Source organism: Shewanella sp. MM_2022_3, assembly GCF_022557375.1.
Lineage (GTDB): Bacteria > Pseudomonadota > Gammaproteobacteria > Enterobacterales > Shewanellaceae > Shewanella > Shewanella xiamenensis.
Window position 1 is genome coordinate 14,705 of the sequence record NZ_JAKZGV010000030.1, and the last position, 16,576, is coordinate 31,280.

Below are 16,576 nucleotides of genomic sequence, written 5' to 3' on the forward strand. Positions count from 1 at the left end.
TAATATGTCAGAGAATAGTTACGATTCTTCGAGTATTAAGGTCCTTAAGGGCCTTGATGCAGTACGTAAGAGACCTGGGATGTATATTGGTGACACCGACGACGGTACGGGTCTACATCATATGGTGTTCGAAGTAGTCGATAACTCTATCGATGAAGCCTTAGCGGGCCATTGTACTGATATCACAATTACTATCCATGTGGATGGTTCGGTTTCTGTTAAGGATGATGGCCGTGGTATTCCGGTCTCTATCCATGAAGAAGAAGGTGTATCGGCCGCAGAAGTTATCATGACGGTTCTGCATGCTGGTGGTAAGTTCGACGATAACTCCTATAAAGTGTCAGGTGGTCTGCACGGTGTGGGTGTGTCGGTGGTCAACGCGCTTTCTAAAAAGCTGCAATTAACTATTCGTCGCGATGGTAAAGTCCACGAGCAGTTTTACACCCATGGTGTACCTGATGCGCCAATCAAAGAGATTGGTGATGCAACTAAAACGGGTACCGAAATCCGTTTCTGGCCCAGTGAGCAAACTTTCAGTGATGTTGAGTTTCACTTTGAAATCCTGGCTAAACGGGTGCGAGAACTATCGTTCCTTAACTCTGGTGTGGGGATTCGCTTAGTCGACGAGCGTGATAATAAAAACGAATTCTTTAAATACGAAGGCGGTATCAGCGCATTCGTTGATTACTTGAACCGTAATAAAACGCCGGTAAACAAAGATGTATTCCACTTTATGCAGGAGCGTGACGACGGCATTACCGTTGAAGTGGCGATGCAGTGGAACGATGGTTACCAAGAAAACATATTCTGTTTTACCAACAACATCCCGCAGCGTGACGGTGGTACTCACTTAGCCGGTTTCCGTAGTGCGTTGACACGTAACCTAAACAACTACATGGAAAACGAAGGTTATAACAAGAAAGGCAAAACCAACGCGACTGGCGATGACGCACGCGAAGGTTTAACGGCTGTTATCTCGGTTAAAGTGCCCGATCCTAAGTTCAGCTCGCAAACCAAAGACAAGCTAGTGTCTAGCGAAGTGAAAGCCGCGGTTGAACAAACCATGGGTGAAAAGCTAAACGACTATCTGCTTGAAAATCCTGCCGATGCTAAGTTAATCGTTGGTAAGATTGTTGATGCGGCCCGTGCCCGTGAAGCGGCGCGTAAAGCCCGTGAAATGACCCGTCGTAAAGGCGCGCTTGATTTAGGTGGTTTGCCTGGTAAGCTGGCGGATTGCCAAGAGAAAGATCCTGGTCTTTCAGAAATCTACATAGTGGAAGGGGACTCTGCTGGCGGTAGCGCTAAGCAGGGACGTAATCGTAAGAATCAAGCGATTCTGCCACTGAAAGGTAAAATCTTAAACGTTGAGAAAGCCCGTTTCGATAAAATGCTGTCTTCTCAAGAGGTTGCAACACTAATCACCGCACTTGGCTGTGGTATTGGTCGTGATGAATACAACCCAGATAAGACTCGCTACCACAACATCATCATCATGACGGATGCTGACGTCGACGGCTCGCACATTCGTACCTTGCTGTTGACCTTCTTCTTCCGCCAAATGCCTGAACTGATTGAACGTGGTTATGTGTATATTGCTCAACCACCTTTATTCAAAGTGAAGAAAGGTAAGCAAGAACAATATCTGAAAGACGAAGCGGCACTGACTCAGTATTTGACCACTCAAGCGTTAGATGGCACCAGCATTTATCCATCTCAAGGTGCGCCAGGTATGTCGGGTGAGCCATTAGAGCGTTTAGTGACGCAATACCGCGAAGTAGAGGCGATTGTTGCCCGTTTAGAGCAACGTTATCCAACGCATATCACTAATCGGATGCTTTACCACCCAATGATCAGCAATGAGATGTTGGCCGATGAAGCTAAGATGAAGGAATGGATAGACGCCTTTATTCATGAGTTGGTGGAATTAGAAAATAGCGGCGTGCTGTATTCTGGTGAGCCTGTACTCGATCCTGAGCGTAAAGTGTATCTGCCAAAGATCACCATTCGTAAACATGGTATCGACACGCATTACCTATTTAGCTATGACTTCTTCCAATCAATGGATTATCAACGTATTGCTAAGTTAGGTACAGCCCTAGAAGGCTTGATTGAAGTCGGTGGTTATGTGCAACGTGGCGACCGAGTGAAAGAAGTTGGGAGCTTCATTGAAGCACTAGATTGGACTATTTCTGAAGCTAAACGTGGTTTATATATCCAACGTTATAAAGGATTGGGTGAGATGAACCCTGAGCAATTGTGGGAAACCACAATGGATCCTGAATCACGCCGTATGCTGCAAGTGACCATTGATGATGCCGTTGGTGCGGATCAGCTGTTTACTTGCTTGATGGGCGATCAAGTAGAACCGCGTCGTGAGTTTATTGAAGCCAACGCGCTGAACGTAGCTAACTTAGACGTTTAATATCTAGACGTTTAATATCGTTTTTTACAGATATAACTGATTGATAAAAAAGGGAAAGCTTAGCTTTCCCTTTTCTTTTGCAACAAATTACCTATCAACACCCGCCTCATCGGCTTCGACAATTTCAGTCTCCGCTTTTGCGGCAGTTATCCAAGCCTGCATTTCTGGCTGGCTCACAATAAATTCCATATACGCTCGGCTCGCTTGCGAGACTTCAATCTCATAGGTAAAGAAGCGCATTACCACTGGTGCAAACATCATATCGGCGATTGACCACTCGCCAAATAACCAAGTGCCCTGATTTTTGGATGGGGTAAACTCAGTCATTTGCTGAGACCAAATGCTGTCGATGCGTGCAATATCTTGCTGAACAGCGGGGCTAAGCTCGACATATCGACGGGTACGGATATTCATAGGCAGGGCATTTCGTAGGGCATGAAAGCCTGAATGCATTTCACAGGCGAGGGAGCGAGCCTTGGCTTTTTGTTTTGGCTCTTGTGGCCATGCAGCGCCTGAAAGATAACAATCATTGATATATTCACAAATCGACAGTGAATCCCAAACGGTAATGTCACCATCGACCAGTGTTGGTACTTTTAGCGTTGGCGAAATGGATTGGAGTTGCTGGTAGAAGCTATCGGTATCGAGTTGTAATAGCACTTCATCGAACTTAACGCCTGATTTCGCAGCCATTAACCAAGCTCGGAGCGACCAGCTAGAGTAGTTTTTATTGCCGATATAGAGTTTCATAAGCGCCTTCCAATTTTGAGTCGTGCTAAGCACTATACATTATGTTTGTTTTTCTCCGAGCCGTTGAGTTGTTGCATGCTCATATTCAGCTATTCAAATTGCTCACGCTATCAAGCTAAATTGGACTATGGTTTCACGTGAAACAATTCGACTTGGTAACCTTATCTTAAGTTTGGCAACATATACTCAAGCTGCACATAATACTGATAGTGGCTGCTCTAGCATATCAATTACAATGGACGGATAATGTAATACTGGCTCAGTAAACACAGCTTTCGTAGGTTGGAATATTTTGATTAAATCCATATTCAACAAAATTTTTAATATCCGTGAGCAAGCAACACTTGAGCGACCTAAAAGCTTTAGTCAGACCGATCTCAGCAAACCTTTAACGACAGCGTCACCTAAAAAACGTGTAGAAGAGCAATGTGATACTTCGATGAGTATTGACTTAGCGGCGCTGTTTTATAGTTTGTTATTCCCCGCCAGAACCAAAGATGCTGGTGGCGTTGCTAATAACCTTGAACGGCGTGTCATGGCTGAAATAGAGCTAGCCTTAGCATCGCCACAAGTGATAGCCGAAAAGGTGCTGAAGCTTCCCTCTAAGGTATTGGAGCTAGACCGTAAGTTAGCAGATCCACAGTTTGATACTAAAGACTTGTTGGCGTTAATCGAGCAAGATCCCTTACTGAGCGTCGAAGTGCTTAAGCTGTGTAACTCACCGGCCTTTAAGCGTGGTGAGCGGGAAGTGACTAGCTTGCAGCAAGCTTTAGTACAACTTGGCCGTGAACAGTTACGTTGCTTTGTGACTAGCTGCCTAGTGCGTGAGATGCTAGATATTAAACCCATTTATTTTCGGCGTTTTGGCGCTGAGATTTGGCGTCATTCAATGCAGGTGGCCTTTTTAACTAGCGAGCTGAGTGAAGAAGATAGGGATACCGCATTCCTATTAGGATTACTGCATGATGTGGGTAAGCTCGCCATCTTCAAAATGTTGCTTGATGCTTTTGTGCAAGCAGAGCCTGGTGAGCAGCCAAATTCTTGGTTATTCCGACAAGTGATGACGGCCAAATCACTTACCTTAAGTGCGTTATTAGCAAGATATTGGCAGTTACCCAGTATTTTTGAAGCTGAACTGGATAAACTTGCCCACGTACATACCCGGCAGCATGAGGGGATTGCCGCAGTGGTTTGGCGCGCGAATATCATCAGTGAGATTTCGATGCTGCAGCAAGCGGGTAAATTGCCTGCTGACATGCTGAGCAACTTGTTAGCCTTGGTTGGACTGGAGCCCGCTCAATTCGAAGTATTGCACGAAAAACTCCAGCAATTTTAATAAATTGCAGCCAATAAAAAACGCGCTATCAGCGCGTTTTTTATTGTTACCTAACCTAACGTGTGACTTACTGGAGTAGAGAAATATCCGCAACATGTAAGAACTGCTCACGTAGGTTATTTAGCAGTGCTAAACGGTTGTTTTTCAATGCTTCGTCATCCGCCATAACCATCACGTCTTCGAAGAACTGGTCAACACTTTCACGTAAGCTCGACAGCAGCGTTAATGCCTGTTGGTAATCAGCATTTGCAAACAGCGGAGCAAGTTGAGGTTGCAGTTCGGCAAGCTTAGCAGCTAATGCTTGTTCTGCGGCTTCGGCTAACAGAGCTGAGTTAATCGCGGTGGGTAATTCGCCTTCCACTTTCGCCAGAATGTTAGACACACGCTTGTTCGCCGCAGCCAGAGCGCTAGAGGCTTCTAAGCTTCTGAAGTGAGATACAGCGTTGATACGGCTATCAAAATCAGCAGGGCGAGTTGGGCGACGTGCCAATACGGCGAGGATCACGTCAACCTCGATACCTTTATCTTGGTACCAAGCACGGAAACGCGCCATTAGGAACTCAAGCACTTCATCGCTTGCATTCGCGTTGCTTAAGTTAGTGCCATGGAGTTCCTGAGCCTTAGCTATCAGGGTCACTAAGTCCAGTGGCAACTTGTTATCAACGATAATGCGTAGCACACCGATAGCGGCGCGGCGCAGTGCGAATGGGTCGGCAGCGCCCTTAGGTGCCTGACCAATACCGAAGATACCGACTAAGGTGTCGAGTTTATCCGCTAAAGCTACTGCGCAAGAAACGGCAGCTGTTGGAACCGTATCGCCAGAGAATTTGGGCTTGTATTGCTCTTCCATGGCCAAGGCTACAGCTTCAGTTTCACCGTCTAGGCGGGCGTAATGCATGCCCATAGTGCCTTGAGTATCGGTAAACTCCATCACCATATTGGTCATTAAGTCTGTTTTAGACAATAAACCAGCGCGGGCGGCATCAACGGCGTTAGCGCCAGTTTGCTCGGCAATAAAGGCGGCTAGGGCGGATATACGAGTGACTTTGTCTTTTAAGGTACCGAGTTGTTGTTGGAACAACACAGTCTCAAGGCTTGGCAAACGTGATTCTAGTGTGTGCTTCTTATCGGTATTAAAGAAAAACTCAGCATCAGCCAAGCGTGGACGAACCACTTTCTCATTACCAGCAATGATTTGCGCCGGATCTTTTGATTCGATATTGGCGACAAAGATGAAGTTTGGCAGTAACTTACCGGCATCATCGAATACTGGGAAGTATTTCTGATCGCCCTTCATCGTATAAACCAAGGCCTCTGAAGGTACGTTCAAGAACTTCTCTTCAAAGCTTGCGGTTAATACGACTGGCCATTCAACTAAAGAGGTGACTTCTTCCAGCAGGTCGTCTTCGATATCGGCTGTGCCACCAATCTTAGCGGCCGCTTTTTCTGCATCAGCTTTGATTAAGGCTTTACGGCTTTCGTAGTTGGCGATGACTTTACCTTTTTCTTTCAGCAGTGTCAGGTAGTTGTCTGCATGATCAAGCTCGAAGCCTGTACCCATAAAGCGGTGACCACGAACATTGCGTGCCGACTTAATGCCGAGCAATTCACCTTCGATTAACTCACTGCCTAACAGCATAGTGGCGGTGTGAACAGGACGAATAAATTGTGTCTTGCTGCTTCCCCAGCGCATTGGCTTAGGAATGGGTAACTTATCCAGCGCACGTTGTGCCATCGCTGCGATTAAGCTCTTGGTTTCAACGCCTTCGACTTTGGCGTTATAAACCAGCCATTCACCTTTATCGGTCACCAAACGCTCAGCTTGGTCAACGGTAATACCGTTACCACGTGCCCAGCCTTCTGCGGCTTTGGTTGGTTTACCTTCGGCATCAAAGGCTGAGCTGACAGCTGGGCCGCGTTTTTCAACGATTTTGTCCGCTTGAGCAAGCGCTAGTTCTGTCACATTAATGGCGAGACGACGGGGCGCAGCGTACCAAACAGCTGATTTAAAAGCTAAATCGGCTTTGGTTAATTCTTCGGTAAAGTTTGCTAAGAAAGACTCAGCCAGTTTACGCAGCGCCTTTGGCGGCAGTTCTTCAGTGCCTAACTCGATGAGTAAGTTTTCAAAATTCATGTGTTACCTCTACTTACACATTGGGAAGCCAAGCGCTTCGCGTGCCTGATAATAGGATTCAGCAACGGCTTTAGCCATTGTACGAACGCGCAGGATATAACGCTGACGTTCAGTCACTGAAATGGCGTGGCGTGCATCGAGCAGGTTGAAGGCGTGCGAGGCTTTCATCACTTGCTCATAGGCTGGCAGAGGTAATGGTTTTTCAAGCGACAATAAGTGCTGACACATTTTTTCGCATTGATCGAACAGGGCAAACATAAAGTCGACGTCTGCGTGCTCAAAGTTATAGGTCGATTGCTCAACTTCGTTTTGGTGGAACACATCGCCATAGGTGATTAGGCCCATTGGACCATCGGTCCATACGAGGTCGTACACGCTATCTACACCTTGGATATACATGGCGAGACGCTCTAAACCGTATGTGATTTCACCTGTGACAGGGCTACACTCTAAGCCGCCGACTTGTTGGAAGTAAGTAAACTGAGTCACTTCCATGCCGTTTAACCAGACTTCCCAACCCAGACCCCAAGCGCCTAGCGTTGGTGATTCCCAGTTGTCTTCCACAAAACGGATATCATGGATTTGTGTATCAATACCAAGAGCTTGCAGAGAACCTAAATAGAGTTCTTGGATATTATCCGGTGACGGTTTTAACACGACTTGGAATTGGTAGTAGTGCTGCAGACGGTTTGGGTTTTCACCGTAACGGCCGTCGGTAGGGCGGCGCGATGGCTGCACATAGGCACTGCTCATTGGCTCAGGCCCTAAAGAGCGTAGGAAAGTTTGTGGGTGGAATGTACCCGCACCGACTTCCATATCTAGAGGTTGAACGATTGCACAGCCTTGCTGCGCCCAATATTCCTGTAGGGTTAGAATGAAACCCTGAAATGTTTTTACGTCGTGTTTCGTCGTCATGTCTACTTGTCTACTGCCGTCAGCTTGAATAGAAAATGGTTTCGATTATACCTTGTAGATCTCTGCTTATGTAGGTTATTTTTTACCTTCTTCGTTAAAACGTTAAGGTAGATAGGCCATGGAAGAAATCCGCTGTAATTGGGTCAGTGATGATCCCTTGTATCGCGAGTACCACGATAAGGTGTGGGGACGCCCAGTTTATGATTCGAAGGAGTTGTTTGCCAAGCTCTGTTTAGATGGGCAACAAGCTGGGTTATCTTGGATTACTATCTTAAAGAAGCAGCAAAACTACGAACAAGCCTTTGCGGATTTTGAGCCGGCTGTGATTGCAACTTTTGACGACGCTAAAGTCGAGGAGTTGATGGCTAACCCAGGAATTGTGCGTAATCGCCTTAAGATCCATTCGATTATTCGTAATGCAAAAGGATACTTAGCATACACTGCGGATGGCAAAGATTTTTCTGAATTTCTATGGAGCTTCGTTGGTGGCAAGCCATTGGTGAATCAATTTACCTCCATGTCGCAGGTGCCTGCGCAAACACCTGAATCAGAGGCTATGTCTAAGGCATTAAAAAAGCTTGGCTTTAACTTTGTTGGTCCGACGATTTGTTATGCTTTTATGCAGGCGGTGGGAATGGTGAACGATCATCTAGTTGACTGTATTTCTTATCAAGCTTGTTGTGATCATCAATAATTAATTCAGTTTGCTTTGATGGGCAGCGAAATAGAAAAGGCATGTTCCACGTGGAACATGCCTTTTGTTATTTCTACTTGCTGAGATTAGATTTTCTGGAAGAAGAAAGGCTTACGCTGTTGTTTGCTGCCATTGAGTTGGTTCATCGACTCAGCATCAAACAACTTACCATTGACCATAGTATAAGTGACTTTATCTGTGACTCGAATATCCGCTAATGGATCGCCATCAATAACGATTAAATCTGCAAGCTTACCTGGCTTAATCGAGCCAAGTTGATGCTCTAAGCCGAAGGTGGTGGCAGGGTTGATGGTCGCAGTTTTGAGTACATCCATATTGCTCATGCCACCTTGGGCGAACATCCACATTTCCCAATGGGCGGCTAAACCCTCACGTTGACCGTGGGCGCCAATATTTGGATGAATGCCTAATTTATTAAACTCATTAGCCACTTTAGCAACATTGAAGTGGTTGTAGTGACTGTCTGGAGCGTGGGGGCGACGCATTGATCGAGCCTGCAAAATATCGCTTGGCACATACATAGACAAACGTGGATGGGCCCACACATCGGTCTTATCATACCAATAGTTTTCACCCGAAATACCGCCGTAGGCGACGACCAAGGTTGGAGTGTAACCGACCTTAGTTTGGCCCCAGAACTGTTTAATATCGTTATAAATATTTGCCACGGGTAACGAGTGTTCTACGGTTGTATGGCCATCGGCAACCATGGTCAGGTTATGTTGCAGTAAGCTGCCACCCTCTGGCACGACCATCATTTCGAGTTCACGAGCTGCAGCGATAACATGTTGTCTTTGATTGCGACGCGGTTGGTTGTAGCTCTTAACGCTAAAGGCACCAACTTTTTTGAGTCGCTCTAAATGGAATTTTGCATCATCGAGTGAGTCGATATGCGAGGTGTATCCGGGTGCATTTGCGCCGTAGAGAATTGTTCCAGTGGAGAAAATCCGCGGGCCAACGATATTACCAGCTTTTTGTTGCTCAGAAGCGGCAAAGATTTCAGTGGTATCGTTCGATGGATCATGGATGGTCGTCACGCCTAGGGATAATCCAGAGTAGAGCGCCCAGTTTTGTTGGGGCACTATTTCATCATCGGCCTGGGCGCCATGGGCGTGAGCGTCAAACAAACCGGGCATAATGGATTTGCCGCTTATATCGATAACTTGTGCATCCTTTGGAATTGCCGTGTTAGCGTCGCCAACAGCAACAATATGATTGTCTTTGACGATCACGACTCCCTTATCGATGACTTGGTCATTTTCCATGGTGATCACTTTACCGCCTACAAAGGCGACTGTTCCACGTGGAACATCAGCTTTTTCAGTAAAGCCTAAATTGATAATGCTTGGCTTAGTTTGCGCGTTCTTTTTAAGATACTGCGAATCAACATCGGCTTGGTACAGTTCTGGGCCAAGAGTCCAATAGAGTTGATTACTCTTGCTATTCCAACTGATACTTTCGCCGGCTCGCACACTTAACTGAGTGACTGGAAGATTGCTGGCGTTAGGGCCGATTTCAACGGTTTCACCATGTTTAGCAAAGGGCGTCACCCAAACTTTAAAGCGCTCGGCAAAGGCAAGCTGTTTACCGTCGGGTGAGACTCTAAATTCAGTTGCATGCTTACTGCTGTAGTGAACGCGCTTATCAAACCCATCCAAGTTAATAGAGGCAAGCTGCGGTGTGTCATCTTCACCACTATTCATAAAAAATATGCGATCGGCTGAGGCTCCGAATTGTGCTTGATAGCCTTCTGCGGAGATTTTTTTATTTTGCTTGGTTTTTAAATCGGCCTTGTACAGACCTGGTTCCTGCGACCAAGTTCGAGGTGTGAGATGGCCGCCTTGGGTTTTACGATACACCACAAGTTCGCCATCGGGAGAAAAGGTGGGCTCGACGTATTTTCCTGGCTCAGTGGTAACTTGTTTCGCTTTGCCACCTTTAGCGCTGATCACTTGTACTGTGCCTTGGTCTTGGTCATTCCAAGTTGTGAAGACAATATTTTTGCCATCACGCGACCACTGGGGATAGAGTTCTTCGATATCGTTATCTAACTCGGTTAAGCGCGACATCTTGCCATCGGGAAGTGTCTTCAACCAGATTTTACCCAATGCTTCGAAGGCGACCTTACTTCCATCCGGTGAAACTTGTGCCATTCGCAGCATTTTTACATCGAATACATCTTTATCAATATCTTGTTTAAAGCGTACTGAAGGCTGAACGTCTATTTGGGTTTTTACGGAAAATGGAATATCGGTGACCGTTTTATTAGCAACGTTGAGGCGGTTAATTTTGCCTTTAGCCCAGAAGAAGATGTCTTTGTTGTCTGGAGTCCATGCCATCGTCGGGTAAACACCATGGATTGCCCAAGTCTCTTGCATATCGCGGTCTAAATCGCCGAACAGTTTAGTGGTTTCACCGGATTTCAAATCAAGCAAATATAAGGATGATTGGAAATCATCACGCTTGATGTAGGCCAGTTTGGTGCCATCAGGACTTGGGGTTGGGCGAATGGCTCCGCCAGTCCCTTCGATCAGAATTTCGATATCACCTGTTTTGGTATCGTAACGCTTGATTTTATAGATGCCGTTTACTGAGTCTTTGGAGTAATGGAAGGTTTTTCCTGGAGTGTCATCTTGACTGAAATAGATATAGCGGCCATCGGGTGAATAGGCAGGTTCACCTAAGTCTTTCTCATCATTTGGGCGTTCGGTGAGTTTTACACCTTCGCCACCAGCAACATGGTAGAGCCATACTTCGCCGGCACCTAAACTACGACTGGCGGTAAAATGTTTACGACCCACTAAATATTGCGAATCAGGGCTCCACGCTGGGCTGTTGAGTAAGCGAAAAGTTTCTGATGTGACGGTGCGTGGATTGCTGCCATCGACATCCATAATCCAAATATTGTCACCACCATCCGCATCAGAGGTAAAGGCGATGTGTTTACCATCAGGGCTATAAACGGGCTGCATTTGCCAGGCTATGCCTTGAGCTAATGGTTTTGCTTCACCTCCCGTGACTGGGATTTGATAAATATCACCGAGTAAATCGAATACTAAATGTTTGCCGTCTGGACTGACACTGATGTTCATCCAAGTGCCTTCGGTTACATCTATTGCCACTTTTTCTAGCGGGGCATTGGCTGGCGCATTGACGTCCCAACTCGTTTTTTGGGCGTCTGCTGCCTGTACAGCGTGGGAGTTAAGGCCAAGCATCAGGGCGATATAAAGCGGTGTCAGCTTAGGTTTCAACATGTTATGTCCTGTTATCGTTATTCTAGGGCTTGATTGTTATCAGGTTGGATAAATATTTGTTAATGCTACGCTAAGTTATCGCACAAATACCCTGTAAGGAAAACGGAAATACTGTTTCAATTAATGACCGAGGGGCAGCAGTTGAGGCGGAGAAACTGTGGGAGAGTAATGCAGCTTACTCTCCATGAAGTGATGATTAGTTTAATGTGACGGGATCGCCGATGTGGATCATGGCATCATTGATGACACGGCAAGTGACACCGCCTCGCCAATCAGGTGTTAGTGCTGACTCTAAGCCGGCATGAGCTTGGTCCATCTTTTTACAGGGATCAGTTTCTCCTGTGACTTCGAGGCAGAGATCCCCAATGTGCAACTGTTTACCCACATCGGCAGGACTAAAAGTTAATCCATCGACTAAAAGATTGGCGCGGCGAGTCGTCCAAGGTAAATTTGCACCTATACTTTGACACGCTATTTGCCACTGCTGGAGCGAGAGTACGGTGACTTGCCTTTTGCCTGGGCGACCAAATACATCTTTTTCAATACCGCTGTGCTGGGTGACATTCGCGCACAGCACCTCATTCATTGGTCCGCGTTTAATCGTTTTATAGGCGATAGCAACTAGTTTCGGCATGTTTGATGTCCTTATCCTAATGTCGATGTTGGGACTTAGAGTCCCTTTTTAATCAAATATTGATAGGGTATTTGGTTGGTTTCACTGGCGATCAGTGTGTGATCCATAAACTCACAAAAACTGGGAATATCACGGGTAGTAGCAGGATCATCCGCGATGATAAGCAGTGTTTCTCCTTGAGCCATTTGTCTTACCGTTTTACGCACCATCATTACTGGTTCTGGGCAGCGCAAACCAAGAGCATCCAGTTTGTGTTGTGCGGTTGAGAAAACGTCGTTCATATGACCTCGACTGAACGGTTAAACAGAATTGGCTAATGTTACTCCAGTGGTTTTGATAAACCAAGTTGGCGGCCTGATTTTGTGATGCAACGGGTAATTGGTTTTACTCCATTTTATTTAGACGAGAATCGGGATTAGTGAGATGTTTCACGTGGAACAATGTTATTTCGTGATCCCTAATCTTCCTCAAATGCTTGAGAATGGGATGGATCTCTTCATCATAAAAAAATACGGGACTTTTATAGCTGCTATAAAATCGAGATAATCTAACTTTAAGCGTTTTTGGCTTAGCAACTTTATCATCGACGTTTTAGCGTGGCATTATTTCACAATGATTTTAAAGCTGCATAAAAAAGCCGGAACTGAGTCCGGCTCTTTGAAGGGAGAATCGTTAAGGATTAAACGCGTTCGAAAACGGTTGCAATACCTTGGCCTAAACCGATACACATAGTGGCTAAACCTAAGGTCGCATCTTTGTGTTCCATCAGGTTGATCAGCGTCGTTGAAATACGCGCGCCAGAACAACCCAGTGGGTGACCTAGTGCAATTGCGCCGCCGTTGAGGTTGATTTTGTCATCAACCACATCTGCTAAACCTAAATCTTTCACACAAGGTAAAGACTGAGCAGCAAAGGCTTCGTTTAGTTCAATAACATCTAAATCAGCAACGGTAATGCCTGCGCGAGCCAGTGCTTTTTGTGTGGCTGGCACTGGGCCGTAACCCATAATAGCTGCGTCACAACCTGCAACCGCCATAGAGCGAATGCGAGCACGGATTGGTAGACCCAAAGCGCGCGCTTTAGATTCTTCCATAATTAACATCGCTGAAGCACCGTCGGATAAGGCTGATGAGGTACCCGCAGTCACAGTACCGTTTGCAGGGTCGAATACTGGGCGCAGTGCTGCTAACGATTCCATGGTCGTTTCTGGGCGAATCACTTCGTCGTGCAGTACTTTAATCAGTGCACCGTTAGCATCATGGCCTTCGATGCCATAGATTTCCTTGGCAAAACGGCCTTCAACTGTGGCTGCGTAAGCGCGTTGGTGTGAACGCACTGCAAAGGCATCCTGCTGCTCACGGGTGATGCCGTGGAGCTTGCCGAGCATTTCTGCGGTTAAGCCCATCATGCCGGAGGCTTTGGCGACGTTATTAGCTAAACCAGGATGGAAATCCACACCGTGGTTCATCGGCACGTGGCCCATATGCTCAACACCGCCGATGATAAAGGTGTCGCCCATGCCAGTCATAATGGCACGTGCGGCTTGGTGGATGGCTTCCATTGAAGAACCACATAGGCGGTTGACTGTCACGGCGCCAGCCGTTTTCGGGATACCTGCCAGCAATGATGCGTTACGGGCAATGTTGAAGCCTTGCTCTAGGGTTTGCTGCACGCAGCCCCAAATAACGTCTTCAATCGTATTGGGATCTAATTGCGGGTTACGCAGTAATAGACCTTTCATTAATTCGGCAGAGAGTGTTTCTGCACGTACATTACGGAACACCCCAGCCTTAGAACGGCCCATAGGAGTACGAATGCAATCTACGATAACAGCTTGTTTCATAATTAAATTCCTTTCCCGCTAATTAGGCTTGGTAGTAGCTACCGTTGTTGGCTGCAAGGGCGCGCATGGCGTCAGTGACTTGATACAAACCACCTAAGTGAGCGTATTTGTCAGCTAAGGCGACAAAGTTCGCTACGCCCATAGTATCTAAGTAACGGAACACACCACCACGGAATGGTGGGAAGCCTAAACCGTAGACTAAGCCCATATCTGCTTCGGCAGGTGATGCCACAATGCCTTCTTCTAAACAGCGAACGGTTTCGATAATCATTGGGATCATAGTGCGGGCGATGATTTCATCCGCATCGAATGCTTTTTGTTCACCAAAGGCGGCCTTCAGCAGCTCGTAGCTGGTTGGGTCGACGTCTTTCTTTGGCTTACCGCGGCTATCCACAGAGTAAGCGTAGAAGCCTTTGCCATTCTTCTGACCGAGACGTTTGTTTTCGAACATCACGTCAATCGCGTCATTGCCGGATTTGCCCATACGATCGGGGAAGCCTTCGGCCATTACTGCTTGGGCGTGGTGGCCTGTGTCTAAACCGACAACGTCTAGCAGATAAGCAGGGCCCATTGGCCAGCCGAATTGTTTTTCCATCACTTTGTCGATAGCGGCAAAGTCGCCACCTTCGGCGAGCAGGCCGTTAAAGCCAGCAAAGTAAGGGAAGAGAACGCGGTTAACGAAGAAGCCCGGGCAATCGTTAACAACGATTGGGGTTTTACCCATTTTGCTGGCGTAGGCAACAACTGATGCGATGGTTTCTTCTGAGCTGTGCTCGCCACGGATAACTTCAACTAATGGCATTTTGTGCACAGGGTTGAAGAAGTGCATACCACAGAAGCGCTCTGGCTTCTTCATGCTCTTCGCGAGCAGGTTGATTGAAATAGTTGAAGTGTTAGAGGCGATAATCGCATCTTCACTGACGTATTGTTCAACTTCCGCCAGTACTTGTGCCTTAACTTTGGGATGCTCAACGACGGCTTCGACAACCACGTCAGCATGTTTCACTGGGGCATAGTCTAATGCTGGGGTGATGTTGTTCAGCACTTTAGCCATTTTTTCTGGGGTAGAGCGGCCGCGAGCAACTTGCGCAGATAACAGTTTAGCGGCTTCGCCTAAACCTAAATCTAATGCAGGTTGAGCGATGTCCTTCATGACGATTGGCGTGCCTTTGCTGGCGCTTTGGTAAGCGATACCGCCCCCCATAATGCCTGCACCTAATACGGCTGCGCTTTTCACATCTTTAGCGAGCTTGCCCGCTTTCTTCGCTTTGCCTTTAACGAATTGATCATTAAGGAAGATACCGATTAGTGCTTTGGCTACATCGGTTTTCGCTAACTTGATGAAAGCTTGATGTTCAATTTGTAGTGCTTCGGCGCGGCCTTTGGTCGACGCTTGTTCAACTACGTTTACCGCTGCCATTGGTGCTGGGTAATGTTTGCCTGCGACAGAGAAAACCATGCCTTTAGCGGTCGTGAAAGACATCATGGCTTCGAGTTTAGGCAGTGTCAGTGGCGATAATTTGCGTTGGCGACGCGCTTGCCAATCAAGCTTTTCTGCTACTGCATCTTTTAGCATTTGAATCGCCGCAGCTTCTAAGGCTTCTGGAGCGACAACGGCGTCAACAGCGCCGACTTTTAATGCATCTTCGCCGCTTTGGTCTTTACCCGTGGTGATCCACTCAAGGGCGTTGTCAGCACCAATCACACGTGGTAAGCGCACTGTTCCACCAAAGCCTGGGATGATGCCTAGCTTGGTTTCGGGTAGACCGATTTTGGCTGTGGTGTCAGCAATACGGAAATCCGTTGACAGAATGGTTTCACAACCGCCGCCTAGGGCAAAACCTTTAATTGCAGAAGCGGTTGGGAAAGGTAAATCTTCAAGTTTATTGAATACGGCATTGGCCTGTTCAACCCAAGAGAGCAGTACCGCATCATCCTGTGCGAATAAGCCTAAAAATTCAGTAATGTCGGCACCCACGATAAAGGTATCTTTACCTGAGGTCAGCACTAAAGCCTGAATGTTTGATTGTTGTTTAATGCTATCTAATGCGGCATCGAGTGAGGCGAGTGTTTCTCTGTCGAATTTGTTCACCGAACCGGGTGCGTTAAAGCACAGCTTGGCAATATTATCCTCGAGTAACTCAACCTGAATTGTAGGACTTTGGTAGATCATTGCTTGCTTCCTTTTGGCTTAAAAGTGATACCCACCATTATTTTTTGGTGTTAGTACGACTCTCTATCTCACAGCAGCTTCGGCCATCATTTGACCAGTTGTGTGCCAGTGTGCTTCGAAATTCGATAAATTACAACACCCAATTTAAACGACTGTTTAATTTCTTGTCGGCTAGAGTGAATTTTCAGCTTTGTGATACACTGCACAAAGTGTAGAAGTGCCAGATTACGCGAAAGAGTACGTAGTGGGAATTTGTACTTTAGCGGTATTACTCGCTGGCTAGTTGGGTAATTTTATTTTTAGAATTAAAAGCATAGGCTTAAATCGAGAATTTGCTACCCCGTGCGAAATGAGGGCGTAAGTAGAGGAAAACACTGAGCCTATATGGCTTAGTCAGATT

Annotated in this window: 11 protein-coding genes; 3 read left to right on the forward strand and 8 right to left on the reverse strand. The window is 46.6% G+C overall.

Going from position 1 to position 16,576, the window contains the following annotated elements; all coding sequences use genetic code 11:
- Positions 1 to 4: 4 nt before the first annotated feature.
- Positions 5 to 2,422 (forward strand): DNA topoisomerase (ATP-hydrolyzing) subunit B, encoded by a 2,418-nt coding sequence (gyrB, locus tag MMG82_RS14510; protein ID WP_047538178.1) that lies wholly within the window; start codon positions 5 to 7, stop codon positions 2,420 to 2,422.
- 87 nt (positions 2,423 to 2,509) lie between these two features.
- Here the strand turns inward: gyrB and MMG82_RS14515 are convergent, their stop codons facing one another.
- On the reverse strand, positions 2,510 to 3,172 hold the full coding sequence (locus MMG82_RS14515) for a glutathione S-transferase family protein (protein ID WP_047538180.1): 663 nt from the start codon (positions 3,170 to 3,172) through the stop codon (positions 2,510 to 2,512).
- 292 nt (positions 3,173 to 3,464) lie between these two features.
- Here MMG82_RS14515 and MMG82_RS14520 point away from each other — a divergent pair, with 292 nt between their 5' ends.
- Entirely contained in the window at positions 3,465 to 4,508 is a 1,044-nt protein-coding gene (locus MMG82_RS14520) for an HDOD domain-containing protein (protein WP_241407018.1), read from the forward strand.
- 67 nt (positions 4,509 to 4,575) lie between these two features.
- On the opposite strand, the gene glyS is transcribed toward MMG82_RS14520, so the two are convergent.
- The gene (gene glyS / locus MMG82_RS14525) at positions 4,576 to 6,642 is read right to left on the reverse strand and encodes a glycine--tRNA ligase subunit beta (RefSeq protein ID WP_241407019.1); all 2,067 of its coding nucleotides are present in this window, start codon (positions 6,640 to 6,642) and stop codon (positions 4,576 to 4,578) included.
- A 9-nt stretch (positions 6,643 to 6,651) separates the two neighbouring features.
- A complete protein-coding gene (glyQ, locus tag MMG82_RS14530; RefSeq protein ID WP_047538190.1) occupies positions 6,652 to 7,557 on the reverse strand; it encodes a glycine--tRNA ligase subunit alpha in 906 nt (301 codons plus the stop codon).
- A gap of 118 nt (positions 7,558 to 7,675) precedes the next feature.
- Between glyQ and MMG82_RS14535 the strand changes: the two genes are divergently transcribed.
- Positions 7,676 to 8,251 (forward strand): DNA-3-methyladenine glycosylase I, encoded by a 576-nt coding sequence (locus MMG82_RS14535; RefSeq protein WP_047538192.1) that lies wholly within the window; start codon positions 7,676 to 7,678, stop codon positions 8,249 to 8,251.
- A gap of 86 nt (positions 8,252 to 8,337) precedes the next feature.
- Here MMG82_RS14535 and MMG82_RS14540 read toward each other — a convergent pair whose 3' ends face one another.
- From MMG82_RS14540 to fadB, 5 genes are all read right to left on the reverse strand, one after another.
- Positions 8,338 to 11,526 (reverse strand): amidohydrolase family protein, encoded by a 3,189-nt coding sequence (locus MMG82_RS14540; protein ID WP_047538194.1) that lies wholly within the window; start codon positions 11,524 to 11,526, stop codon positions 8,338 to 8,340.
- Positions 11,527 to 11,722: 196 nt separating this feature from the next.
- The gene (locus tag MMG82_RS14545) at positions 11,723 to 12,160 is read right to left on the reverse strand and encodes an MOSC domain-containing protein (protein ID WP_047538196.1); all 438 of its coding nucleotides are present in this window, start codon (positions 12,158 to 12,160) and stop codon (positions 11,723 to 11,725) included.
- A 35-nt stretch (positions 12,161 to 12,195) separates the two neighbouring features.
- Complete coding sequence (tusA, locus tag MMG82_RS14550; protein ID WP_037429363.1) at positions 12,196 to 12,441, reverse strand: sulfurtransferase TusA; 246 nt, start codon at positions 12,439 to 12,441, stop codon at positions 12,196 to 12,198.
- A gap of 398 nt (positions 12,442 to 12,839) precedes the next feature.
- Positions 12,840 to 14,003, reverse strand: a complete 1,164-nt coding sequence (fadA, locus tag MMG82_RS14555) for an acetyl-CoA C-acyltransferase FadA (protein ID WP_037429364.1) — start codon at positions 14,001 to 14,003, stop codon at positions 12,840 to 12,842.
- Positions 14,004 to 14,025: 22 nt separating this feature from the next.
- On the reverse strand, positions 14,026 to 16,176 hold the full coding sequence (gene fadB, locus MMG82_RS14560; RefSeq protein WP_144346137.1) for a fatty acid oxidation complex subunit alpha FadB: 2,151 nt from the start codon (positions 16,174 to 16,176) through the stop codon (positions 14,026 to 14,028).
- Positions 16,177 to 16,576: the final 400 nt, after the last annotated feature.

Bases quoted from the DNA above. Each gene is read 5' to 3' on its own strand.
- glyS (WP_241407019.1), bottom strand. From the start codon at position 6,642: ATGAATTTTGAAAACTTACTCATCGAGTTAGGCACTGAAGAACTGCCG.
- MMG82_RS14535 (WP_047538192.1), top strand. From the start codon at position 7,676: ATGGAAGAAATCCGCTGTAATTGGGTCAGTGATGATCCCTTGTATCGC.
- fadA (WP_037429364.1), bottom strand. From the start codon at position 14,003: ATGAAACAAGCTGTTATCGTAGATTGCATTCGTACTCCTATGGGCCGT.
- gyrB (WP_047538178.1), top strand. From the start codon at position 5: ATGTCAGAGAATAGTTACGATTCTTCGAGTATTAAGGTCCTTAAGGGC.
- MMG82_RS14515 (WP_047538180.1), bottom strand. From the start codon at position 3,172: ATGAAACTCTATATCGGCAATAAAAACTACTCTAGCTGGTCGCTCCGA.
- tusA (WP_037429363.1), bottom strand. From the start codon at position 12,441: ATGAACGACGTTTTCTCAACCGCACAACACAAACTGGATGCTCTTGGT.
- fadB (WP_144346137.1), bottom strand. From the start codon at position 16,176: ATGATCTACCAAAGTCCTACAATTCAGGTTGAGTTACTCGAGGATAAT.
- glyQ (WP_047538190.1), bottom strand. From the start codon at position 7,557: ATGACGACGAAACACGACGTAAAAACATTTCAGGGTTTCATTCTAACC.
- MMG82_RS14540 (WP_047538194.1), bottom strand. From the start codon at position 11,526: ATGTTGAAACCTAAGCTGACACCGCTTTATATCGCCCTGATGCTTGGC.
- MMG82_RS14545 (WP_047538196.1), bottom strand. From the start codon at position 12,160: ATGCCGAAACTAGTTGCTATCGCCTATAAAACGATTAAACGCGGACCA.